The organism is Enterococcus malodoratus (genome assembly GCF_027659535.1).
GTDB lineage: Bacteria > Bacillota > Bacilli > Lactobacillales > Enterococcaceae > Enterococcus_A > Enterococcus_A malodoratus.
The window spans coordinates 148,980-164,895 of the sequence record NZ_JAQDPG010000011.1; the positions used below are offsets into that span (position 1 = coordinate 148,980).

General features: G+C 40.4%; 18 protein-coding genes. 14 read left to right on the forward strand and 4 right to left on the reverse strand.

Features of this window, described 5'->3' with window-relative positions; translation table 11 throughout:
* Nucleotide 1: 1 nt before the first annotated feature.
* Genes PGP85_RS17120 through PGP85_RS17130 form a run of 3 tightly spaced genes read left to right on the forward strand, consistent with a single transcriptional unit; the run spans nt 2 to nt 2,148 of the window.
* Nucleotides 2–1,432, forward strand: a complete 1,431-nt coding sequence (locus PGP85_RS17120) for a 6-phospho-beta-glucosidase (protein WP_090403722.1) — start codon at nt 2–4, stop codon at nt 1,430–1,432.
* 54 nt (nt 1,433–1,486) lie between these two features.
* Nucleotides 1,487–1,807 carry a PTS sugar transporter subunit IIB gene (locus PGP85_RS17125; protein ID WP_010743105.1) on the forward strand — a complete coding sequence of 107 codons (321 nt, stop codon included), beginning with the start codon at nt 1,487–1,489 and terminating at the stop codon, nt 1,805–1,807.
* Between the two features lie 26 nt (nt 1,808–1,833).
* Nucleotides 1,834–2,148: a PTS lactose/cellobiose transporter subunit IIA gene (locus PGP85_RS17130; RefSeq protein WP_010743106.1), complete on the forward strand. Its 315-nt coding sequence runs from the start codon at nt 1,834–1,836 to the stop codon at nt 2,146–2,148.
* Between the two features lie 113 nt (nt 2,149–2,261).
* Here the strand turns inward: PGP85_RS17130 and PGP85_RS17135 are convergent, their stop codons facing one another.
* The 3 genes from PGP85_RS17135 to PGP85_RS17145 are packed head-to-tail and all read right to left on the reverse strand — an operon-like array spanning nt 2,262 to nt 3,094.
* Nucleotides 2,262–2,468 (reverse strand): restriction endonuclease subunit S domain-containing protein, encoded by a 207-nt coding sequence (locus tag PGP85_RS17135; RefSeq protein ID WP_010743107.1) that lies wholly within the window; start codon nt 2,466–2,468, stop codon nt 2,262–2,264.
* Nucleotides 2,469–2,509: 41 nt separating this feature from the next.
* The gene (locus tag PGP85_RS17140) at nt 2,510–2,824 is read right to left on the reverse strand and encodes a DsrE family protein (RefSeq protein ID WP_270328594.1); all 315 of its coding nucleotides are present in this window, start codon (nt 2,822–2,824) and stop codon (nt 2,510–2,512) included.
* 9 nt (nt 2,825–2,833) lie between these two features.
* The gene (locus tag PGP85_RS17145) at nt 2,834–3,094 is read right to left on the reverse strand and encodes a metal-sensitive transcriptional regulator (protein WP_010743109.1); all 261 of its coding nucleotides are present in this window, start codon (nt 3,092–3,094) and stop codon (nt 2,834–2,836) included.
* A gap of 178 nt (nt 3,095–3,272) precedes the next feature.
* Here PGP85_RS17145 and PGP85_RS17150 point away from each other — a divergent pair, with 178 nt between their 5' ends.
* The 9 genes from PGP85_RS17150 to PGP85_RS17190 all read left to right on the forward strand — a co-directional run bounded on the left by PGP85_RS17150 (nt 3,273) and on the right by PGP85_RS17190 (nt 11,155).
* Complete coding sequence (locus PGP85_RS17150; protein WP_010743110.1) at nt 3,273–3,584, forward strand: rhodanese-like domain-containing protein; 312 nt, start codon at nt 3,273–3,275, stop codon at nt 3,582–3,584.
* Nucleotide 3,585: 1 nt separating this feature from the next.
* Nucleotides 3,586–5,235, forward strand: a complete 1,650-nt coding sequence (locus PGP85_RS17155) for an FAD-dependent oxidoreductase (RefSeq protein ID WP_270328595.1) — start codon at nt 3,586–3,588, stop codon at nt 5,233–5,235.
* On the forward strand, nt 5,228–5,527 hold the full coding sequence (locus PGP85_RS17160) for a rhodanese-like domain-containing protein (protein ID WP_270328596.1): 300 nt from the start codon (nt 5,228–5,230) through the stop codon (nt 5,525–5,527). The genes PGP85_RS17155 and PGP85_RS17160 overlap by 8 nt, the downstream gene beginning before the upstream one ends.
* Before the next feature lie 182 nt (nt 5,528–5,709).
* Nucleotides 5,710–6,390, forward strand: coding sequence for a deoxyribose-phosphate aldolase (gene deoC / locus PGP85_RS17165; RefSeq protein WP_270328597.1), 681 nt, complete (start codon nt 5,710–5,712; stop codon nt 6,388–6,390).
* Between the two features lie 4 nt (nt 6,391–6,394).
* On the forward strand, nt 6,395–6,841 hold the full coding sequence (locus PGP85_RS17170) for a PTS sugar transporter subunit IIA (RefSeq protein WP_270328598.1): 447 nt from the start codon (nt 6,395–6,397) through the stop codon (nt 6,839–6,841).
* 14 nt (nt 6,842–6,855) lie between these two features.
* The gene (locus PGP85_RS17175) at nt 6,856–8,232 is read left to right on the forward strand and encodes a PTS fructose transporter subunit IIC (protein WP_010743115.1); all 1,377 of its coding nucleotides are present in this window, start codon (nt 6,856–6,858) and stop codon (nt 8,230–8,232) included.
* A gap of 8 nt (nt 8,233–8,240) precedes the next feature.
* On the forward strand, nt 8,241–9,263 hold the full coding sequence (locus PGP85_RS17180; protein ID WP_270328599.1) for a Gfo/Idh/MocA family oxidoreductase: 1,023 nt from the start codon (nt 8,241–8,243) through the stop codon (nt 9,261–9,263).
* Complete coding sequence (locus PGP85_RS17185) at nt 9,264–10,310, forward strand: alcohol dehydrogenase catalytic domain-containing protein (RefSeq protein ID WP_270328600.1); 1,047 nt, start codon at nt 9,264–9,266, stop codon at nt 10,308–10,310. It abuts the gene before it with no gap.
* A 68-nt stretch (nt 10,311–10,378) separates the two neighbouring features.
* Nucleotides 10,379–11,155, forward strand: a complete 777-nt coding sequence (locus PGP85_RS17190; RefSeq protein WP_270328601.1) for a DeoR/GlpR family DNA-binding transcription regulator — start codon at nt 10,379–10,381, stop codon at nt 11,153–11,155.
* Nucleotides 11,156–11,200: 45 nt separating this feature from the next.
* On the opposite strand, the gene PGP85_RS17195 is transcribed toward PGP85_RS17190, so the two are convergent.
* Nucleotides 11,201–12,112, reverse strand: a complete 912-nt coding sequence (locus PGP85_RS17195; RefSeq protein ID WP_010743119.1) for a UbiA family prenyltransferase — start codon at nt 12,110–12,112, stop codon at nt 11,201–11,203.
* Nucleotides 12,113–12,464: 352 nt separating this feature from the next.
* On the opposite strand from PGP85_RS17195, the gene PGP85_RS17200 reads away from it, so the two are divergent.
* The gene (locus PGP85_RS17200) at nt 12,465–13,778 is read left to right on the forward strand and encodes an NCS2 family permease (RefSeq protein WP_034708455.1); all 1,314 of its coding nucleotides are present in this window, start codon (nt 12,465–12,467) and stop codon (nt 13,776–13,778) included.
* Nucleotides 13,779–14,200: 422 nt separating this feature from the next.
* On the forward strand, nt 14,201–14,908 hold the full coding sequence (locus tag PGP85_RS17205) for a helix-turn-helix domain-containing protein (protein ID WP_010743121.1): 708 nt from the start codon (nt 14,201–14,203) through the stop codon (nt 14,906–14,908).
* Nucleotides 14,909–15,916 lie beyond the last annotated feature (1,008 nt).

The following is a 15,916-nucleotide window of genomic DNA, read 5'->3' on the forward strand; positions in this document are numbered from 1 at the left end:
AATGAGTATTTTTAAAGAGAATTTTTTATGGGGCGGCGCAGTAGCCGCCCATCAATTAGAAGGCGGCTGGCAAGACGGCGGTAAAGGAGTCAGTGTTGCTGACGTTATGACTGTCGGTGCCCATGGCACGCCACGTCGAATTACTAACGGTGTCTTAGAGGGAGAAAATTATCCCAACCATGATGCGATTGATTTTTATGGACGCTATAAAGAAGATGTGAAGCTGTTTGCGGAACTTGGATTGAAATGTTTCCGGACATCGATTGCCTGGACACGTATTTTTCCTAATGGAGACGAGACTGAGCCGAATGAGGCGGGATTACAGTTTTATGATGATTTATTCGACGAATGTTTGAAATATGGGATCGAACCAGTGATCACCTTGTCGCATTTTGAAATGCCTTACCACTTAGTAACTGAATACGGTGGTTGGCGTAATCGTAAGATGATTGATTTCTTCGCCCATTTTGCTGAAGTTTGTTTTACGCGCTATAAAGATAAGGTCAAGTATTGGATGACCTTTAATGAGATCAACAATCAAGCCAATTATCAAGAAGATTTCGCGCCGTTTACGAATTCCGGTCTGAAATTTGAAGCTGATGACAATCGGGAAAAAATCATGTATCAAGCGGCTCATTACGAGTTGGTTGCCAGTGCAAAAGCGATCGAGATCGGACATAAGATCAATCCTGATTTTGAGATTGGTTGTATGATCGCGATGGTTCCAATCTATCCGTATTCATGCAGCCCGTCAGATATGATGGCCGCAACAGTTGCGATGCAGCGTCGCTATTGGTTCACTGATGTGCATTGTAAAGGACGTTACCCAAGCTATATGAAGACCTACTTTGATCGCAAACAGTTTGATTTGGATATCACTGCGGCAGACGAAGTACAGTTAACAAAAGGAACCGTTGACTATATCGGTTTCAGTTATTACATGTCCTTCGCAGTCAAAGATCATGATAAAGGACCAGCTTATGATTATGATGAAGCCCATGATTTAGTAGAAAATCCTTATGTCAAAGCATCCGATTGGGGCTGGCAGATTGATCCAACTGGATTGCGCTACGCGATGAACTGGTTCAATGATCGCTATGAATTGCCATTGTTTATCGTAGAAAACGGCTTTGGTGCCATCGATGAAATCGCTGATGATGGCGAGATCCATGACGAATATCGGATCGATTACTTGCGTGAACACATTGAAGCGATGCAAGAAGCGGTCATTTATGACGGAATTGATTTGATGGGTTATACGCCATGGGGCTTCATTGATTTAGTTTCTGCTGGAACAGGCGAAATGAAAAAACGTTATGGCTTCATTTATGTCGATAAAGATAATGAAGGTGCAGGAACGTTGGATCGCAGTAAAAAGGATTCCTTCCATTGGTTCCAAAAGGTGATCGCAAGTAATGGCGATGTACTATAAAGACACTTCCGCACCAACTCAGAATTAGTGAAGAACGTGAGAAAGGATAGTATTATGAGTGAAAAAACGATTATGTTAGTTTGTAATGCTGGGATGAGTACCAGCATGCTAGTGACCAAAATGCAAAAAGCGGCGGAAACACAAGGACTTGATGTCGATATTTTTGCGATTGCGGCGGCAGATGCAACGAACAAATTGCAGGAACGTGAGATCGATACGGTCTTGTTAGGCCCACAGGTTCGTTTTATGCAGAAGCAGTTTGAAGAAAAATTGGCGCCATTAGGAATTCCTGTGGATATCATCAATATGACGGACTATGGCATGATGAATGGTGAAAAGGTACTTGATCAAGCAGTAGCGATGATCAATGGATAAATCGGTATAAAATAAGGAGTGTTTAAATGCAGAAAGAAAATTTAGAAGCGGTGATGGGGTTGATCATCCACGGAGGCAATGCCAAAAGTAATGCGATGGAAGCCATTCAAGAAGCAAAAGATGGTGACTTCCAATTAGCAGATGAAAAAATCAAACAAGCAGAAGAATCATTAGTCGAAGCGCACCATTCGCAAACAGGACTTTTAACAAAAGAAGCGCAAGGTGAGCATCTCGATTTGAATTTGTTGACAGTTCACAGCCAAGATCATTTGATGACTTCGATTGCTTTCACAGACTTAGCGAAAGAGATCATCGACGTCTACAAAAAAATCAGTGCTTAAAAATATTTCGCGAACGCAATCAACTTTTTCAGTTATTGCTAAGTTCGTTGTTAATGTAAAAATAGTCCATCTCCAAAATTATGGAGATGGACTATTTTTGGTTAGCTGTTCAATTACATTTGACGGATAAATCCGATTTTTTCTTGAATGGAATTCAACTCTGTGTCGATGGCATTTAGAAATTCCATGATCTCTTGTTTTTCATCTTCTGAGCAAATATCCTTGGCATTGATTTTTTCAAAATTTTCTTGGATCGTTTTCAAATTAATCAAACTACCTGTAACATGCATTTTTTTGTTGATATTTTCAATAGTGTTCAAGTGCCTACCCCTTCCCCTGAGTAGCTTCCTGCTTAACCGTTTTATGGTTTGATATAGGCATAACCCTGTGCCTGTAATTCAATCAAATCTAAAACACCCGCAGGGACGACAACGACATTCTTCGGTAATTGTTCTTTTGCGATCTTATTTGTCCGCATCGCATTATTGCACGCGTGAAAAGTCACACCGGCAGTTGCGATGAATGCTTGATTTTCAGGAGCAAGATAGCCATTGATCGCTTTCCCATTTACTAAAATAATAATAGCTATTTTATAGGGTTCTTTCAATAAGTTTTTCACGTTACTGGCTGCTTCCGGCCATTTTTCCAATTCATCAATATGAAAGACAACGTTCATTTCTACACCTTATTTCTTAATAATCATGTTGATTGCTTGTTCCAATTTTTGTGCCTGTTCATCAGGATTCTTGTCAGGATGCTCAAAGCAATTTTTCAAATTTTCAGCTACGATCATGCCCATTACACGATCAATACTGGAACGTACGGCGCTTAATTGGGTAATGACATCAATACATTCTTTCTCGTCATCAATCATCTTTTGGACACCGCGGATTTGTCCTTCCGTTCGTTTCAACCGATTGAGGATCTTTTTTTCTTCTATCTCCATTGATTTCCACTTCCTTTGTGCAAGCTGTTTAAGAAGAATATACCTAGAGAGGGTATGTTTCGTCAAGTGGATCGCTTCTAATAATAATGAGAACTAAACAGAACGGTTGACAGGAATCAAAAAGATATGATAAAAATACCCTATGAGGTATTTAAAAGAAAAAATAAGGAGACAGTTTATGTTTAATCTATTTCAGAGGAATACGGCTATTTCAACCAAGGACTTAGCTGAAAAACTCAAAGAACCAATTACTTTATTAGATGTTCGAACACCTGAGGAATACCGTGGAGGGCATATTACGAAAGCATCCAATTATCCTTTGAATAAAATTGATCGTTATCAAGGAAAAGAAAAAGAAGTTTATGTCATTTGCCAATCAGGGATGCGCAGCAAACAAGCCGTTAAGATTTTAAAGCAAAAAGGCTATGAAGCAATCAATGTTCAAGGCGGCATGAATCGTTGGCAAGGTCCGACTAGGGGAGGAAAGTAAGATGAAGATTGTTATTGTAGGCGGCGTCGCAGGCGGGATGTCCGCAGCTACGCGTTTGCGTCGTTTAATGGAAGATGCGGAGATCATTGTTTTGGAAAAAGGACCATTCGTTTCTTTCGCAAATTGTGGATTGCCTTATTATGTGTCCGGAGAGATCGCGGATCGTGAGGCGCTTTTGGTCCAAACACCAGAATCGTTAAAAGCCCGCTTCAATCTAGATGTTCGTCCTTTCCATGAGGTCACCAGTATTTCTCCTGAAAATAAAACTATAACTGTCAAAAATGACCACGGGAGTTTTACAGAAAGTTATGACAAATTGATTTTATCTCCAGGTGCGAAACCATTGATTCCAGAAATGGCTGGGCTGACTGAGGCAACGAATGTCTATAGTTTGCGCAATGTTCCCGATTTGGATCGGATCATGCAGGCGTTGGAAAAAGAACCTGCGAAGGCAACGGTGATCGGAGCTGGTTTTATCGGTCTTGAGATGGCGGAAAACCTAAAGTCTCGCGGGCTGGATGTGACCGTTATTGAAAAAGCGCCGCATGTATTGCCGCCACTAGATGAAGAAATGGCTGCCTTTGTCAAAAATGAGCTGATCAAGCAAGGCGTTCGGGTCATCAATGGAGAATCTGCTCAAAGTTTCAGTGAACGAGGACAGAAAATCAGATTGACGAACGGGGAAGAAGTGACCTCGGACTTAACGATTCTTTCAGTCGGTGTCCGTCCAGAGAATACTTTAGCAAACCAAGCAGGATTAGAGACTGGTTTAGGCGGAGGCATTTTGGTGGATGAGAACTATCAAACAAGTATGCCGGATATTTTTGCGGTTGGTGATGCGATCGTAGTCAAACAGCAGGTTAGCGGCGAGGATGCCTTGATTTCACTTGCCTCTCCAGCAAATCGTCAAGGGAGGCAAGTAGCGGATGTCATCTCTGGCCTGAAACGAACGAATCGCGGAAGTATTGGAACAGCGATCGTTCGCGTATTTGATCTAGCCGCCGCGGCGGCTGGTCTGAGTGAGCGAGTGGTCAAACAATTGGGTCTAGACTATCAGGTGGTCCATGTTTCTGGAAAAGACCATGCGGGGTATTATCCGGGGGCTAGTGACCTGACATTGAAATTAGTGTTTGAGCCAAAAAGTGGAAAAATCTATGGGGCTCAAGGTGTCGGTGCTAACGGTGTAGATAAACGCATCGATATTCTAGCGACAGCGATCAAAGGCGGGTTAACGATTTTTGACTTGCCTGAGTTGGAATTTACCTACGCACCGCCATTCGGCTCGGCCAAAGACCCGGTCAATATGTTAGGCTACGCTGCGATCAATTTATCAGAGGGCATCAGTGATTCGATCCAATGGTATCAATTGAAGCAAGCACAGCAAAATGGCAGTCAATTATTAGATGTACGGAATCCAGAAGAATTAGCCAATGGGCGTTTTCCTGAGTCAGTCAATATTCCGTTGAATCAATTACGCGAACGAATCGCCGAACTAGATCCAACGCAAGACTATATTGTTAGCTGTCACAGCGGCTTGAGAAGCTATGTGGCTGAACGCCAGTTAAAACAAAATGGATTCAAGGTGAAAAATTTGGATGGCGCCTTTGCTTTATACAAAACAGTTCGACCGGAGGAATTGATTTATGACTAATGCCATCGCTATGGATGATTTTTATCATTTAACTAAACAAAAAGAAGTGAAAATCATTGATGTCCGTGAAGCCTATGAATATCAAATGGGGCATGTGCCCCACGCGAAAAACTTACCATTAAGTGGACTAGGCGCTAGTACGAGTGAACTAAATCCTGATAACGACTATTATCTAATCTGTCAATCAGGGGCGCGCTCAGAAAATGCTTGTGCTTTTTTAGATAGTCAGGGTTTCAAGGTCATCAATGTTTTAGGTGGAACCTCCGCTTGGCCAGGAGAGTTAACTAAATAGATTTTCATTTGCTTTTAAAATGAAGAATAAGGAAGAAGTGTTGATTTAGCCTTTAAATCAACACTTCTTTGTTTTGTTCATAGAATCCTAGTGAAAATATTCATTTTTTTGTTTTTATATGTTGACAAAGTGAAAGTGAATGATAATATAAAGGTGTAAATAAAAACAAAAGGAGCAATAAGATGATTGAGTTGAAGAAATTAGCGAATATGGTGGACCACACATTATTAAAGGCCGATGCAACGAAAGACGGATTCAAGCAATTGTGCAAAGAGGCAGATGATTATGGCTTTAAAATGGTAGCGATTAATTCTTATCCAGTAGCAATGTGTCGGGAGTTCTTGAAAGACAGCGAGGTTCATGTGGGTGCAGCCATCGGATTTCCTTTAGGGCAAACGACAATTGAAACGAAAGTATTTGAAGTGCAGGATGCCATTAAAAACGGCGCGGATGAAATTGATTATGTGATCAATATTGGCAAATTAAAGGATGGCGACACTGAATATATTCGTGAAGAAATGAAAGCAATTGTGAATGCTTCTCGTGAAGGCGGAATTATCAACAAAGTTATTTTGGAAAATTGCTACTTAACCGATGAAGAAAAAGTGGCTGTCTGTGAAATCGCGAAGGAAGTAAAGCCTGATTTTGTCAAAACTTCAACAGGATTTGGAACAGGCGGTGCCACACTTGAAGATGTTGCGTTGATGAGAAAAACAGTTGGTGATGGCGTAAAAGTAAAAGCGGCTGGCGGCATTCGTGATTTGGCTACCGCATTGAAGATGGTAGAAGCAGGGGCGGAACGTTTAGGGACAAGTTCAGGCATTAAAATCGTAGAAGAATACAAGACTTTAGTAAAGGAGTAGAGAGATGACAGAAATTCGCGACGTATTGAAAACGGCATTTATTAATTTTGATTTAGCAGCGACCGATAAACAAGCGGCGATCAGCGAACTTGCGAACACCTTTGTAACAGAGGGTGTTGTCAATAATGAGAGCGTTTACCTTGAGGCCGTGTTGAAAAGAGAAGAGGAAAGTACGACAGGGATTGGTTTTGGTGTAGCGATTCCGCATGGGAAAAGTGCAGCAGTTACTGAAGCCTCACTAGCATTTGGCCGCAGCCAAGTGGGAATTCAATACGATTCAATGGATGGCGAACCTGTTCACTTGATGTTTTTGATCGCTGTCCCTGAAACGTCAAACGATGAGCATCTGAAAATTCTGAGCAAACTATCACGGAAGCTGATGCATGATGATATCCGTCAAAAACTGATGACTGTCACTGATGTCGAAGAAATCTATCAGATTTTTGAATAGGAAGGGTGAAAAAAATGAAAATTGTAGGGATTACATCGTGTTCGACGGGGATCGCACATACTTATATGGCGGCTGAAAACTTAGAGATCGCCGCTAAAAAACGCAATATTGAAATCAAGGTAGAAACACAAGGCTCGATTGGTGCGGAGAATGTGTTAACTGAACAGGAGATCGCCGACGCGGACGCGGTTATTATCGCAGCGAGCACATCGGTGAATAAGGATCGCTTTAATGGGAAACGTTTGTTGGAAGTCGATGTGACTGAGGCGATCGATCATCCAGATGATTTATTCGATCGTGCACCGAATGCAGCGATTTATACGACTTCGGCGGAAGTAAAGTCAGAAGCGAAAGCGGAAAAAAGCGGAATTTATAGTCACTTGATGACGGGTGTTTCTTACATGATTCCCTTTGTTGTGGCAGGCGGGATTTGTATTGCGTTAGCCTTTGCCTTCGGCGGGATCAACGCCAAGGGTGATCTGGCTTCAGCGATCAATGAGCTAGGCGGGATCGCGATGGGCTTGATGTGGCCGATCCTAGGTGGGTATGTTGCCTTTTCAATCGCTGACCGACCAGGTTTAGTTCCGGGGATGGTTGCTGGGATGATCGCTTCGTCAATGAACGCCGGATTCCTAGGCGCGTTATTGGGTGGTTTCCTTGCTGGTTATACCGTTCATTGGTTGAAAAAGGTGCTAAAATTACCATCAGCTTTTTCTGGGTTATTGCCTGTATTGATTCTTCCAGTCGTATCGGTATTATTTGTTGGTCTTGTTATGAAATTTATCGTAGGGATTCCGATTACGGCATTAAACGAAGGAATCACGAATTGGTTGAATAGTTTGTCAGGTATGAACTCTGTATTACTGGGACTGCTTCTAGGTGGAATGATGGCGATCGATTTAGCCGGACCAATCGGAAAAGCGGCATATTTCTTCGGAGTTGCGTCATTAACGAATCTAGGTGCTGGAGAGACAAGTATGGTGATGGCGGCGGTAATGGTTTCTGGTATGGTGCCACCATTGGCAATGGCTTTATCCTCAACTGTTTTAGGTAAAAACCTATACAGTAAAGAAGAACGTGAAGCTGGGAAATCTGCTTGGGTCTTGGGATTATCATTTATTTCTGAAGGCGCGATTCCTTTTGCGGCGGCAGATCCGATTCGGGTGTTGGCTTCTGTGACGGTCGGTTCGGCGATTACGGGTGCATTATCGATGATCTTTAAATGCGGGATCGCGGTTCCTCATGGCGGCTTCTTCGTCTTCCTGATTCCCGGCGCAGTCGAAAATGTTTTGCTTTATGTGTTAGCGTTGGCGATCGGAACAGCGGTCAGCGGATTTTTGGTAACGGCAGTAAAAGTATTCTCGCAGAAGAAACAAACAGCTAAGGAGTAATGATCGGCATGACAGAATTGATTAAAATTTGTTTGATAGGAACAGGCAGAGCGGGGATGATCCATGGTAAAAATTTCGCTCGCCGAATTGAAAATGCACAATTGATTGCTTTGTGCGATCCTTCGAAGGAGAGTTTAGAATTGGCTCAAAAAGAAGTGGATTGCCAATACCTTTATGAAGATTACCGTGAAGCAATGCAAAATCCTGAGATCGACGCTGTCGTGATCGTCACGCCGACCATCTACCATAAGGAGATCGCTTTGGCGGCAGCAGCGGCGAAAAAACATATCTTGTGTGAAAAACCGTTAGCGATGGATGAAGCGGAATGTTTGGAAATGATCCAAGCCGCTGAAGAAAATCAAGTGAAGCTGCAAGTCGGTTTCATGCGTCGTTTTGATGCAAGCTTTCAAGAGGCGAAAAAAGTCGTAGATTCAGGCGCAATTGGGGATATCGTATTGGTAAAATCATTGACTCACGGTCCTAGTGAACCAAAACCTTGGATGTTTGATATACGTAAGAGTAATGGGCCAATCGGTGAAGTAAATAGTCATGATCTTGATACATTGCGTTGGCTAACGGGGAGTGAAGTAAGTAGTATTTACACGAATGGCGGTAATTACCGTTCGCCAGAGGTGAGCGAAGAGTTTCCTGATTATTACGATACGGTTGCGATGAATCTGCGTTTTATGGATGGCAAGCTGGGACTGATCGATGGCGCTCAATATGTTCAATATGGATATGACGCGCGAACGGAGATTCTCGGAACCAAAGGAAGTATTCTGGTTGGCGATCAAGGAAAACATAATATCGTGGTGGCGACCAGCGATCAAAAATTGACCCAGCCGACGATGCACAGCTGGATGTATTTATTTAGAGAGGCCTATGTCGCTGAAGATCAAGCTTTTGTTGATTGTATTCTGAATGACACGACGCCTCAATGTACAGGAAAAGATGGCTTAATGTCGGTTCGATTAGTCAACGCGGGGCTGACATCGCTGCTGGAAAATAGAATTGTCGAGGTGGAAGGATAAATGAAAGCAATCCAATTACTAGGAAAAGAAAAGATTCAATTAAGCGAACTCGCTAAACCCGAAATATCTGAAAAAGAAGTCTTGATAAAAGTCAAAGCAGCATCGATTTGCGGGACCGATGTTCGGATGTATAAAAACGGCTATCCTACCGCAAGTGAAGAAACACCATTAACGTTAGGACATGAAATTTCAGGCGATATCGTTGAAGTCGGATCTTCGGTTAATTTTTATAAAGAAGGCATGCGAGTTGCGATTGCTCCGAATATGGGCTGCGGAATTTGCGATCAATGTGTTAGCGGAAATACTCATTTGTGTGAAACCTATGAAGCTTTTGGCATCAATTTGCCTGGTGGTTTTGCCGAATATCTAGTGATTCCGGAAAAAGCAGTTCGCCAAGGGAATATTTCTTTGATTCCTGACGAGTTGTCTTATGAAGAAGCAGCATTGATCGAACCTTTCAGCTGTGTGTTCAACGGGCAAGAAATTGCCGGAAATAACCCCGGAGACAATGTGTTGATTATCGGTTCTGGTCCGATCGGAATCATGCACGCGATGTTGGCACGCGCAAGAGGTGCAGGAAAAGTCATGATGAATGACTTATCGGAAGCTCGTTTGGCAGATGCAAAAAAAATGATTCCCGATTTGATTCCATTGACTTCGGAAAATTTGCAGGAGAAAATTTTTGCTGAAACCAATAATCAAGGCGTTGACCTTTGTATTATTGCAGCACCAGCGCCACAAGCGCAAGAAGCCAGCTTCAATTATATGGCGATGAACGGTCGTTGCTTATTCTTTGGCGGTTTGCCGAAAGAAAAAGAAGAGGTCAAACTGAATACGAATATTCTGCACTATAAACAATTGAGAGTCTTTGGCTGTACTCGTGCTAGTTTGATGGGCTATCGGACTTCAGCTCAATTGGTTGCCAGCGGCAGAATTCCGTTGAAAGAGCTGATTACAAAGCGCTATCCGATCGATCAATTTGATGAGGCCTTGGAAAATGCTAAAAAGGCCATCGGTTTAAAGAATGTGATTGTCTTCAAAGAATAATTTTAGTTTGATTGCTTACATTTTCAGTTTCTTTTATAATGAAACAAAACGCAAAAAGGTGATAAAAAATGGATGATCAATTATACGCGGAGGAACGAAAGCAATCCATCGTAAATCTAGTCAACGAGAAGAATCGCATGCAAGTTGCGGAGTTAGCCGATATTTTTAACGTTACAGGTTCAACGATTCGCAATGATTTGCGGGAATTGGAGAACGAAGGATTAGTGACTCGGACACATGGCGGAGTGATCAAGCGTGATTTTCAGCGCAGCGTCGAGATTATTCCCAAGAGTCGTGAATTTACAGATGAAAAATATCGGATTGCTGAACGAGCGGTCAAATTGATTGAAGAAAATGATATTTTGGCGATCGACACGGGAACCTCTTGCAGAGCCTTTGCCGAGAAGCTGATTAATAGTCAGCTCCAGCGTTTGACGATCTTGACCTACGATTTGGAGATCGCTTTGTTATTAAGCGAAAAGACCAACTATCAAGTTCAAGTGATCGGGGGTGCGATCCGTAATGGCTATCCTTATGTATCCGGGAGTTCTGTCGCACTAGGTTTAGCTGGTTTTTCCGTGGATAAAGTCATTCTGGGAACCACCTCTTTTGATAAGAATTATGGGTATTCGACCCCTAATTATGAAACAGCTGAAATGAAAAAGAGTTTGATCAATATTGGACGAATAAAAATTGTATTATGCGAGTCTAGTAAAATCAATCAACGAAGCTTTAAACAGTTTGCTAAACCGGATGAATGTGATTATCTGATTACAGATCTTCAGATTACGCGTGAGCAGCAGACGGATATCGAAGCCTTAAAAATCAATTTGTTAATGGTATAAAGCAAAGCCTGCCTAATTCCTTATGGAAGTTGGGCAGGCTTTTTATTATGCGAAAAGAGAACCGATAAAATAGAGAACAGGATAGAGTACCATAATTGCCGACATCGCTTTTAAAACAATTGGGAAAGTCGTCTTTTTATCTTGCAATGCACGGTATTTTTTTAAACTCTGCCAATTTTTTGGGAAGAGGAAGAGTAAAAACAGCACAGTCCAAGGAGCCAACCCGGCAATCACTAAAACGAATAGCCAGATAAAGCTAAAGACGTAGACGCTTAATAGAACTTTTACTGCTAATGGTTTTCCTAAATAATAAACCAGTGTCTTGCGATGGTTTTCGATATCTTCTTCCAAATCGCAAGTATTATTAGCCAATAAATTATTGAACATCATCAATACCAACGGCAAGCTGATCAAGAAAACTTTTCCGATCATAGGTAGGGTGACAACATGGGTTTGATAAACGGCCAAATAGTAACTCACTACCGTAATGAAAAATCCGCTGGCAGTACCGGTCAGGGCTTCAGCAATCGGCAAACTATTCAAAGGACGGCGACCATAGGAATAGAACAAGCCGATGTAAAAACCAATCACACCCAAAGCACCGATCACCCAGTTCGTACGCCAAACCAATAGTAGTCCTAGTAGGAAGGAAACAATCAAATTAAATAAGTAAAAATTGCGAACAAAACGCAGATCTAAATGATCGCGTCCGATAATATTGGTTTGCTGCTTGTAGTTTTCGTCAGACGCGTTGCGGTAGTCCATGTAATGATTAAAAACGTTAACGGTAATATGGAACATCACGATAATCAAAACGAATAGAAAAAATTCGGGACTCGGCAAGCTATTCAATTGAAATTTGGCGATGGCATATCCCAGTAAAATAATAAATAGATTTAATGGCGCAGTGTAGATTTCCGATAATTCCCAGAATTGTTTAAAGGTTAGTTGTTTCAAAATAATTCTCCTCTTTCATTTTAAGGTAATCATTTTTCCTTCCAGAAAAATAAATCTGATTTTCAAGTCGCAATCCATTCAACCGATGTACTGAATGTACAAAATAGAAAGGATATTTTTGCGATGAAGTTCTTTTCAAAAATAGCGAGGATTGGGCTATTTGTCCACTAGTTTGTTTGACTCGGCGGAAAGGTTTTCATTAATTGAAAGTGCTTTTTTGTTTAATGTTCGGGTTTTCGTTCATTTACATATTATTGTTTACTTATTATCCTGTTTATTATATGATTATCCTCGTTGTTTGAAAAAACATGCTATTATTTTACGAACATTTTTAGACCGTAGGGGGAGCAACATGAAAGAAAAAATAAATGCTTATTTTGAACTCGAAACACTAAACACCACAGTAAAGAGAGAAATTCTGGCGGGGTTCACCACCTTTATTTCAATGGCCTATATCCTCTTTGTTAATCCTAGTGTGCTGGGTGCCTCTGGAATGAATGAAGGGGCCGTTTTCACGGCAACGGCATTAGCCAGCGCTTTGGGCTGTATTTTGATGGGTGTCTTGGCGCGTTATCCGATCGCCACCGCACCTGCACTAGGGATCAATGCCTTTTTTGCTTATTCTGTTTGTATCGGAATGGGCATACGCTGGGAGACAGCTTTAGCTGGCGTATTTGTTGCATCGCTGATCTTCATTTTGATCACAGTTTTTAAATTACGCGAGATGATCATTGACGCTATTCCAGCCGACTTGAAATATGCGATCTCAGGCGGGATCGGCCTATTCATCGCCTTCTTAGGGTTGAGCGAAGGCGGCATTATCGTAGCGAACAAATCAACATTAGTCGGTTTAGGTTCAATGAGTGTGGGGACGACATGGTTAACAGTCTTTGGTTTGATCGTGACTGCGATCTTGATGGTGCGGCGAGTTCCAGGCGGAATCTTTATCGGTATGGTCGCAACGACATTATTAGGCTTAGTGACCGGCTTGATTCAGGCGCCAACACAAATTATTTCAGCGGCACCTAGTTTGAAACCAACCTTTTTAGTTGCTCTGAAACATGTAAAAGATATTAACACGCTTCAGCTTTGGGTCGTTGTGCTGACTTTCTTATTGGTGACCTTTTTTGATACAGCGGGGACGCTAGTCGGATTAGCGAATCAAGCTGGTTTTATGAAAGACAATAAAATGCCGCGAGTTGGAAAAGCTTTGGCCTCTGATTCTACTGCTATGTTGGCCGGATCATTATTAGGCACTTCACCAGTGGGGGCTTACGTAGAATCTTCAGCAGGTATCGCTGTTGGCGGACGTTCTGGTTTGACGGCAATCACGACAGGTATATTTTTTATCTTTGGTCTATTTTTCTCACCATTATTGTCAGTTGTTACATCGCAAGTCACCGCACCAGCTTTAATTGTGGTAGGCGTTTTGATGGCTCAATCCTTGAGTCAAATCAAATGGAATCAATTAGAGATCGCGATCCCTTCATTTTTAATTTTGATTGGCATGCCGTTGACATATAGTATTTCGGATGGGATTGCCTTAGGCTTCATCTTCTATCCAATTACGATGCTTGCTGCCAAACGCGGGAAAGAAGTTTCGCCGATCATGTATGGGTTGTTTTTTGTCTTCATCGGATTCATGTGGATTTTAAATGTAAAATAAAAGGTTAAACGAACAAGCTGTTCAGTTTCTGTCGTATTCAGAAGCTGAGCAGCTTTTTTTTATGATTCTTTTTTTATGTGCTTTTTTCGTATCTAAGGACTTAAAGATTATATGTTTCCGTCATTTGTCGTGTTTGTAAGCGTATAACTAAAATTTAATGGACATTATAAGTGTATTCATATTAATATAATACATATAAAAAACAACCGCCTGCATAATCATTGTACTAAACTAGGAATTGACCGTAAATTAACATTATATTATAATTAATTTATGCAATTATTTTTTATATATTAATATATTTGATAATAATTCCATTCTATTTCAAAAAACGTACTAATATTTTTGGCAGTGAGTGGAAGATGGCAAGGCGAGAAGAACAGCTGACTAGAAAAATACGGCGATATGAAAGGATGGACGGCATGCAATTATTACTATTAACGAAGGTTCCTTTATATGAAGAAAACTTTGAACGTCAATTAAAGCAATTGGGAAATGAGGTCTATTGTTCCAATAGTTTGATAACAGCGTTTAAGCGAGGCACATTCAACAAAGAGCTTTTGGCTCAGTTCGAAGGAATTATTTTTAGTGAGACGATGTATGACAAAGAAGTAGAAGAATTGATCCAGGTTTTACCAAAAGAAAACTTGAAATTTTTCCGGCGTATAAATGAAGTTAGCTGCGATGAAACTTTTGACTCCATTTATGATGCTTGGATTCCAATGGATTCGAGTTTGGAGAGAGTACGAGAAATTTTATTAGTCGCGGAATTATCTAAGTTAGCATCGAAGGAAGCGGATCGTAGTCAACAAATCACGGTAAAACAAAAGTTATCCGACCTAAATTTGAAGCTGAAACAAAAAGAAATTGTGTACTATTTAATTCAATCAGGAGATCGTACAGTACCAAGAGAAGAAATTAGTCGTCAAATATGGGAAAAGGCGCCAACAAAATCAGTTTTAGCGAGCTTGTCAAAAGTTGTCTCAAAAGTGAATGAGAAACTGGAGAACGAATTTGGAGATGAAGCAATTCAAACGGTTTGGGGGCAAGGGTATCGCTTGAATAAGAAAATTTTTGATTTCTTATACGATGATCTGAGCGAAAAACCGGTACTAACGATTGTAGAGTAGGGATTTGCTGGGAAGCGTAAGTAAAATTTTTAACTCTGATCGAAATAGTTCATCTTAAGCTAGGTAACAAAAAAACAGTGATAATGAGTATTGTAAATAGGTGCAACTAATAGGCTCTGCTAGGAGTGGTGTACGATTATCGTATACGCCCCAGCAGAGTCTTTTTAAAACGATCGTCATGAAATGACGATCGTTTTCTGTTGTGATCGACACGAAATAAAACGATTTATGCAATGGAATCAAAAGAAAACTTTATATTAATGCACTAATAATTATCGTTCAAATACAAACAATTGAGGCGGAACAAGCTGGGATGCTGTTTCTAAAACTTTTTTGAAGCACAATAAACTGTTGAGATAGCCGCTTACATAGCAACAAAAGAATAATTCTTATAAAGTAATACAAAAAATAGTAGGTAGCTAAATACGATGATTCGGCTATTTCTAGTCATCAGTTTGTAAATTATTTATTTATTATATTAGAATACATCTCCTAGATTAGAATAAGTCTGAAAAAGGTCCGAAGAGTAGTAAAAGGATAAATAACTGATTGGGCAAAAAGAAGTTAGTGAATAAAATCGATAAATATGAATTAATAATGAATAAATATTTATTGTATGCATTTGATGAATATGCACGTTTTATTATTTTTTTTCGATAAATATATTAAAAGTTGGCCGATCGATTTTATCGATAATGAGGTCTTTTTTTGTCTTTAAGTTATTCATAACTGAAAAGTTGGTTTCGATATTGGAAGGGTGAACAGAGCTATTGTTTTTAGAGAATTATTATTATGTAGCTATTTCTAATGATTGTTTCAGAAAAAAAGTTGAAGAGATTCATGCTCTTTTTTAAATGTGTAAATTGTTAAAAATTTCGATGAGCAAAAATCATTTTAAAAAAAAGGTTTCTTTAAAAGTTAATATACTATTGATTTATTATAAAAAATATTTTATAATTTTTTAAAAATAGATGTATAATAAAACATAAAAATTATTTATTTAAAATA

Bases quoted from the DNA above. Each gene is read 5' to 3' on its own strand.
- PGP85_RS17150 (WP_010743110.1), top strand. From the start codon at position 3,273: ATGTTTAATCTATTTCAGAGGAATACGGCTATTTCAACCAAGGACTTA.
- deoC (WP_270328597.1), top strand. From the start codon at position 5,710: ATGATTGAGTTGAAGAAATTAGCGAATATGGTGGACCACACATTATTA.
- PGP85_RS17200 (WP_034708455.1), top strand. From the start codon at position 12,465: ATGAAAGAAAAAATAAATGCTTATTTTGAACTCGAAACACTAAACACC.
- PGP85_RS17155 (WP_270328595.1), top strand. From the start codon at position 3,586: ATGAAGATTGTTATTGTAGGCGGCGTCGCAGGCGGGATGTCCGCAGCT.
- PGP85_RS17185 (WP_270328600.1), top strand. From the start codon at position 9,264: ATGAAAGCAATCCAATTACTAGGAAAAGAAAAGATTCAATTAAGCGAA.
- PGP85_RS17190 (WP_270328601.1), top strand. From the start codon at position 10,379: ATGGATGATCAATTATACGCGGAGGAACGAAAGCAATCCATCGTAAAT.
- PGP85_RS17130 (WP_010743106.1), top strand. From the start codon at position 1,834: ATGCAGAAAGAAAATTTAGAAGCGGTGATGGGGTTGATCATCCACGGA.
- PGP85_RS17120 (WP_090403722.1), top strand. From the start codon at position 2: ATGAGTATTTTTAAAGAGAATTTTTTATGGGGCGGCGCAGTAGCCGCC.
- PGP85_RS17140 (WP_270328594.1), bottom strand. From the start codon at position 2,824: ATGAACGTTGTCTTTCATATTGATGAATTGGAAAAATGGCCGGAAGCA.
- PGP85_RS17175 (WP_010743115.1), top strand. From the start codon at position 6,856: ATGAAAATTGTAGGGATTACATCGTGTTCGACGGGGATCGCACATACT.
- PGP85_RS17205 (WP_010743121.1), top strand. From the start codon at position 14,201: ATGCAATTATTACTATTAACGAAGGTTCCTTTATATGAAGAAAACTTT.
- PGP85_RS17160 (WP_270328596.1), top strand. From the start codon at position 5,228: ATGACTAATGCCATCGCTATGGATGATTTTTATCATTTAACTAAACAA.
- PGP85_RS17170 (WP_270328598.1), top strand. From the start codon at position 6,395: ATGACAGAAATTCGCGACGTATTGAAAACGGCATTTATTAATTTTGAT.
- PGP85_RS17145 (WP_010743109.1), bottom strand. From the start codon at position 3,094: ATGGAGATAGAAGAAAAAAAGATCCTCAATCGGTTGAAACGAACGGAA.
- PGP85_RS17180 (WP_270328599.1), top strand. From the start codon at position 8,241: ATGACAGAATTGATTAAAATTTGTTTGATAGGAACAGGCAGAGCGGGG.
- PGP85_RS17125 (WP_010743105.1), top strand. From the start codon at position 1,487: ATGAGTGAAAAAACGATTATGTTAGTTTGTAATGCTGGGATGAGTACC.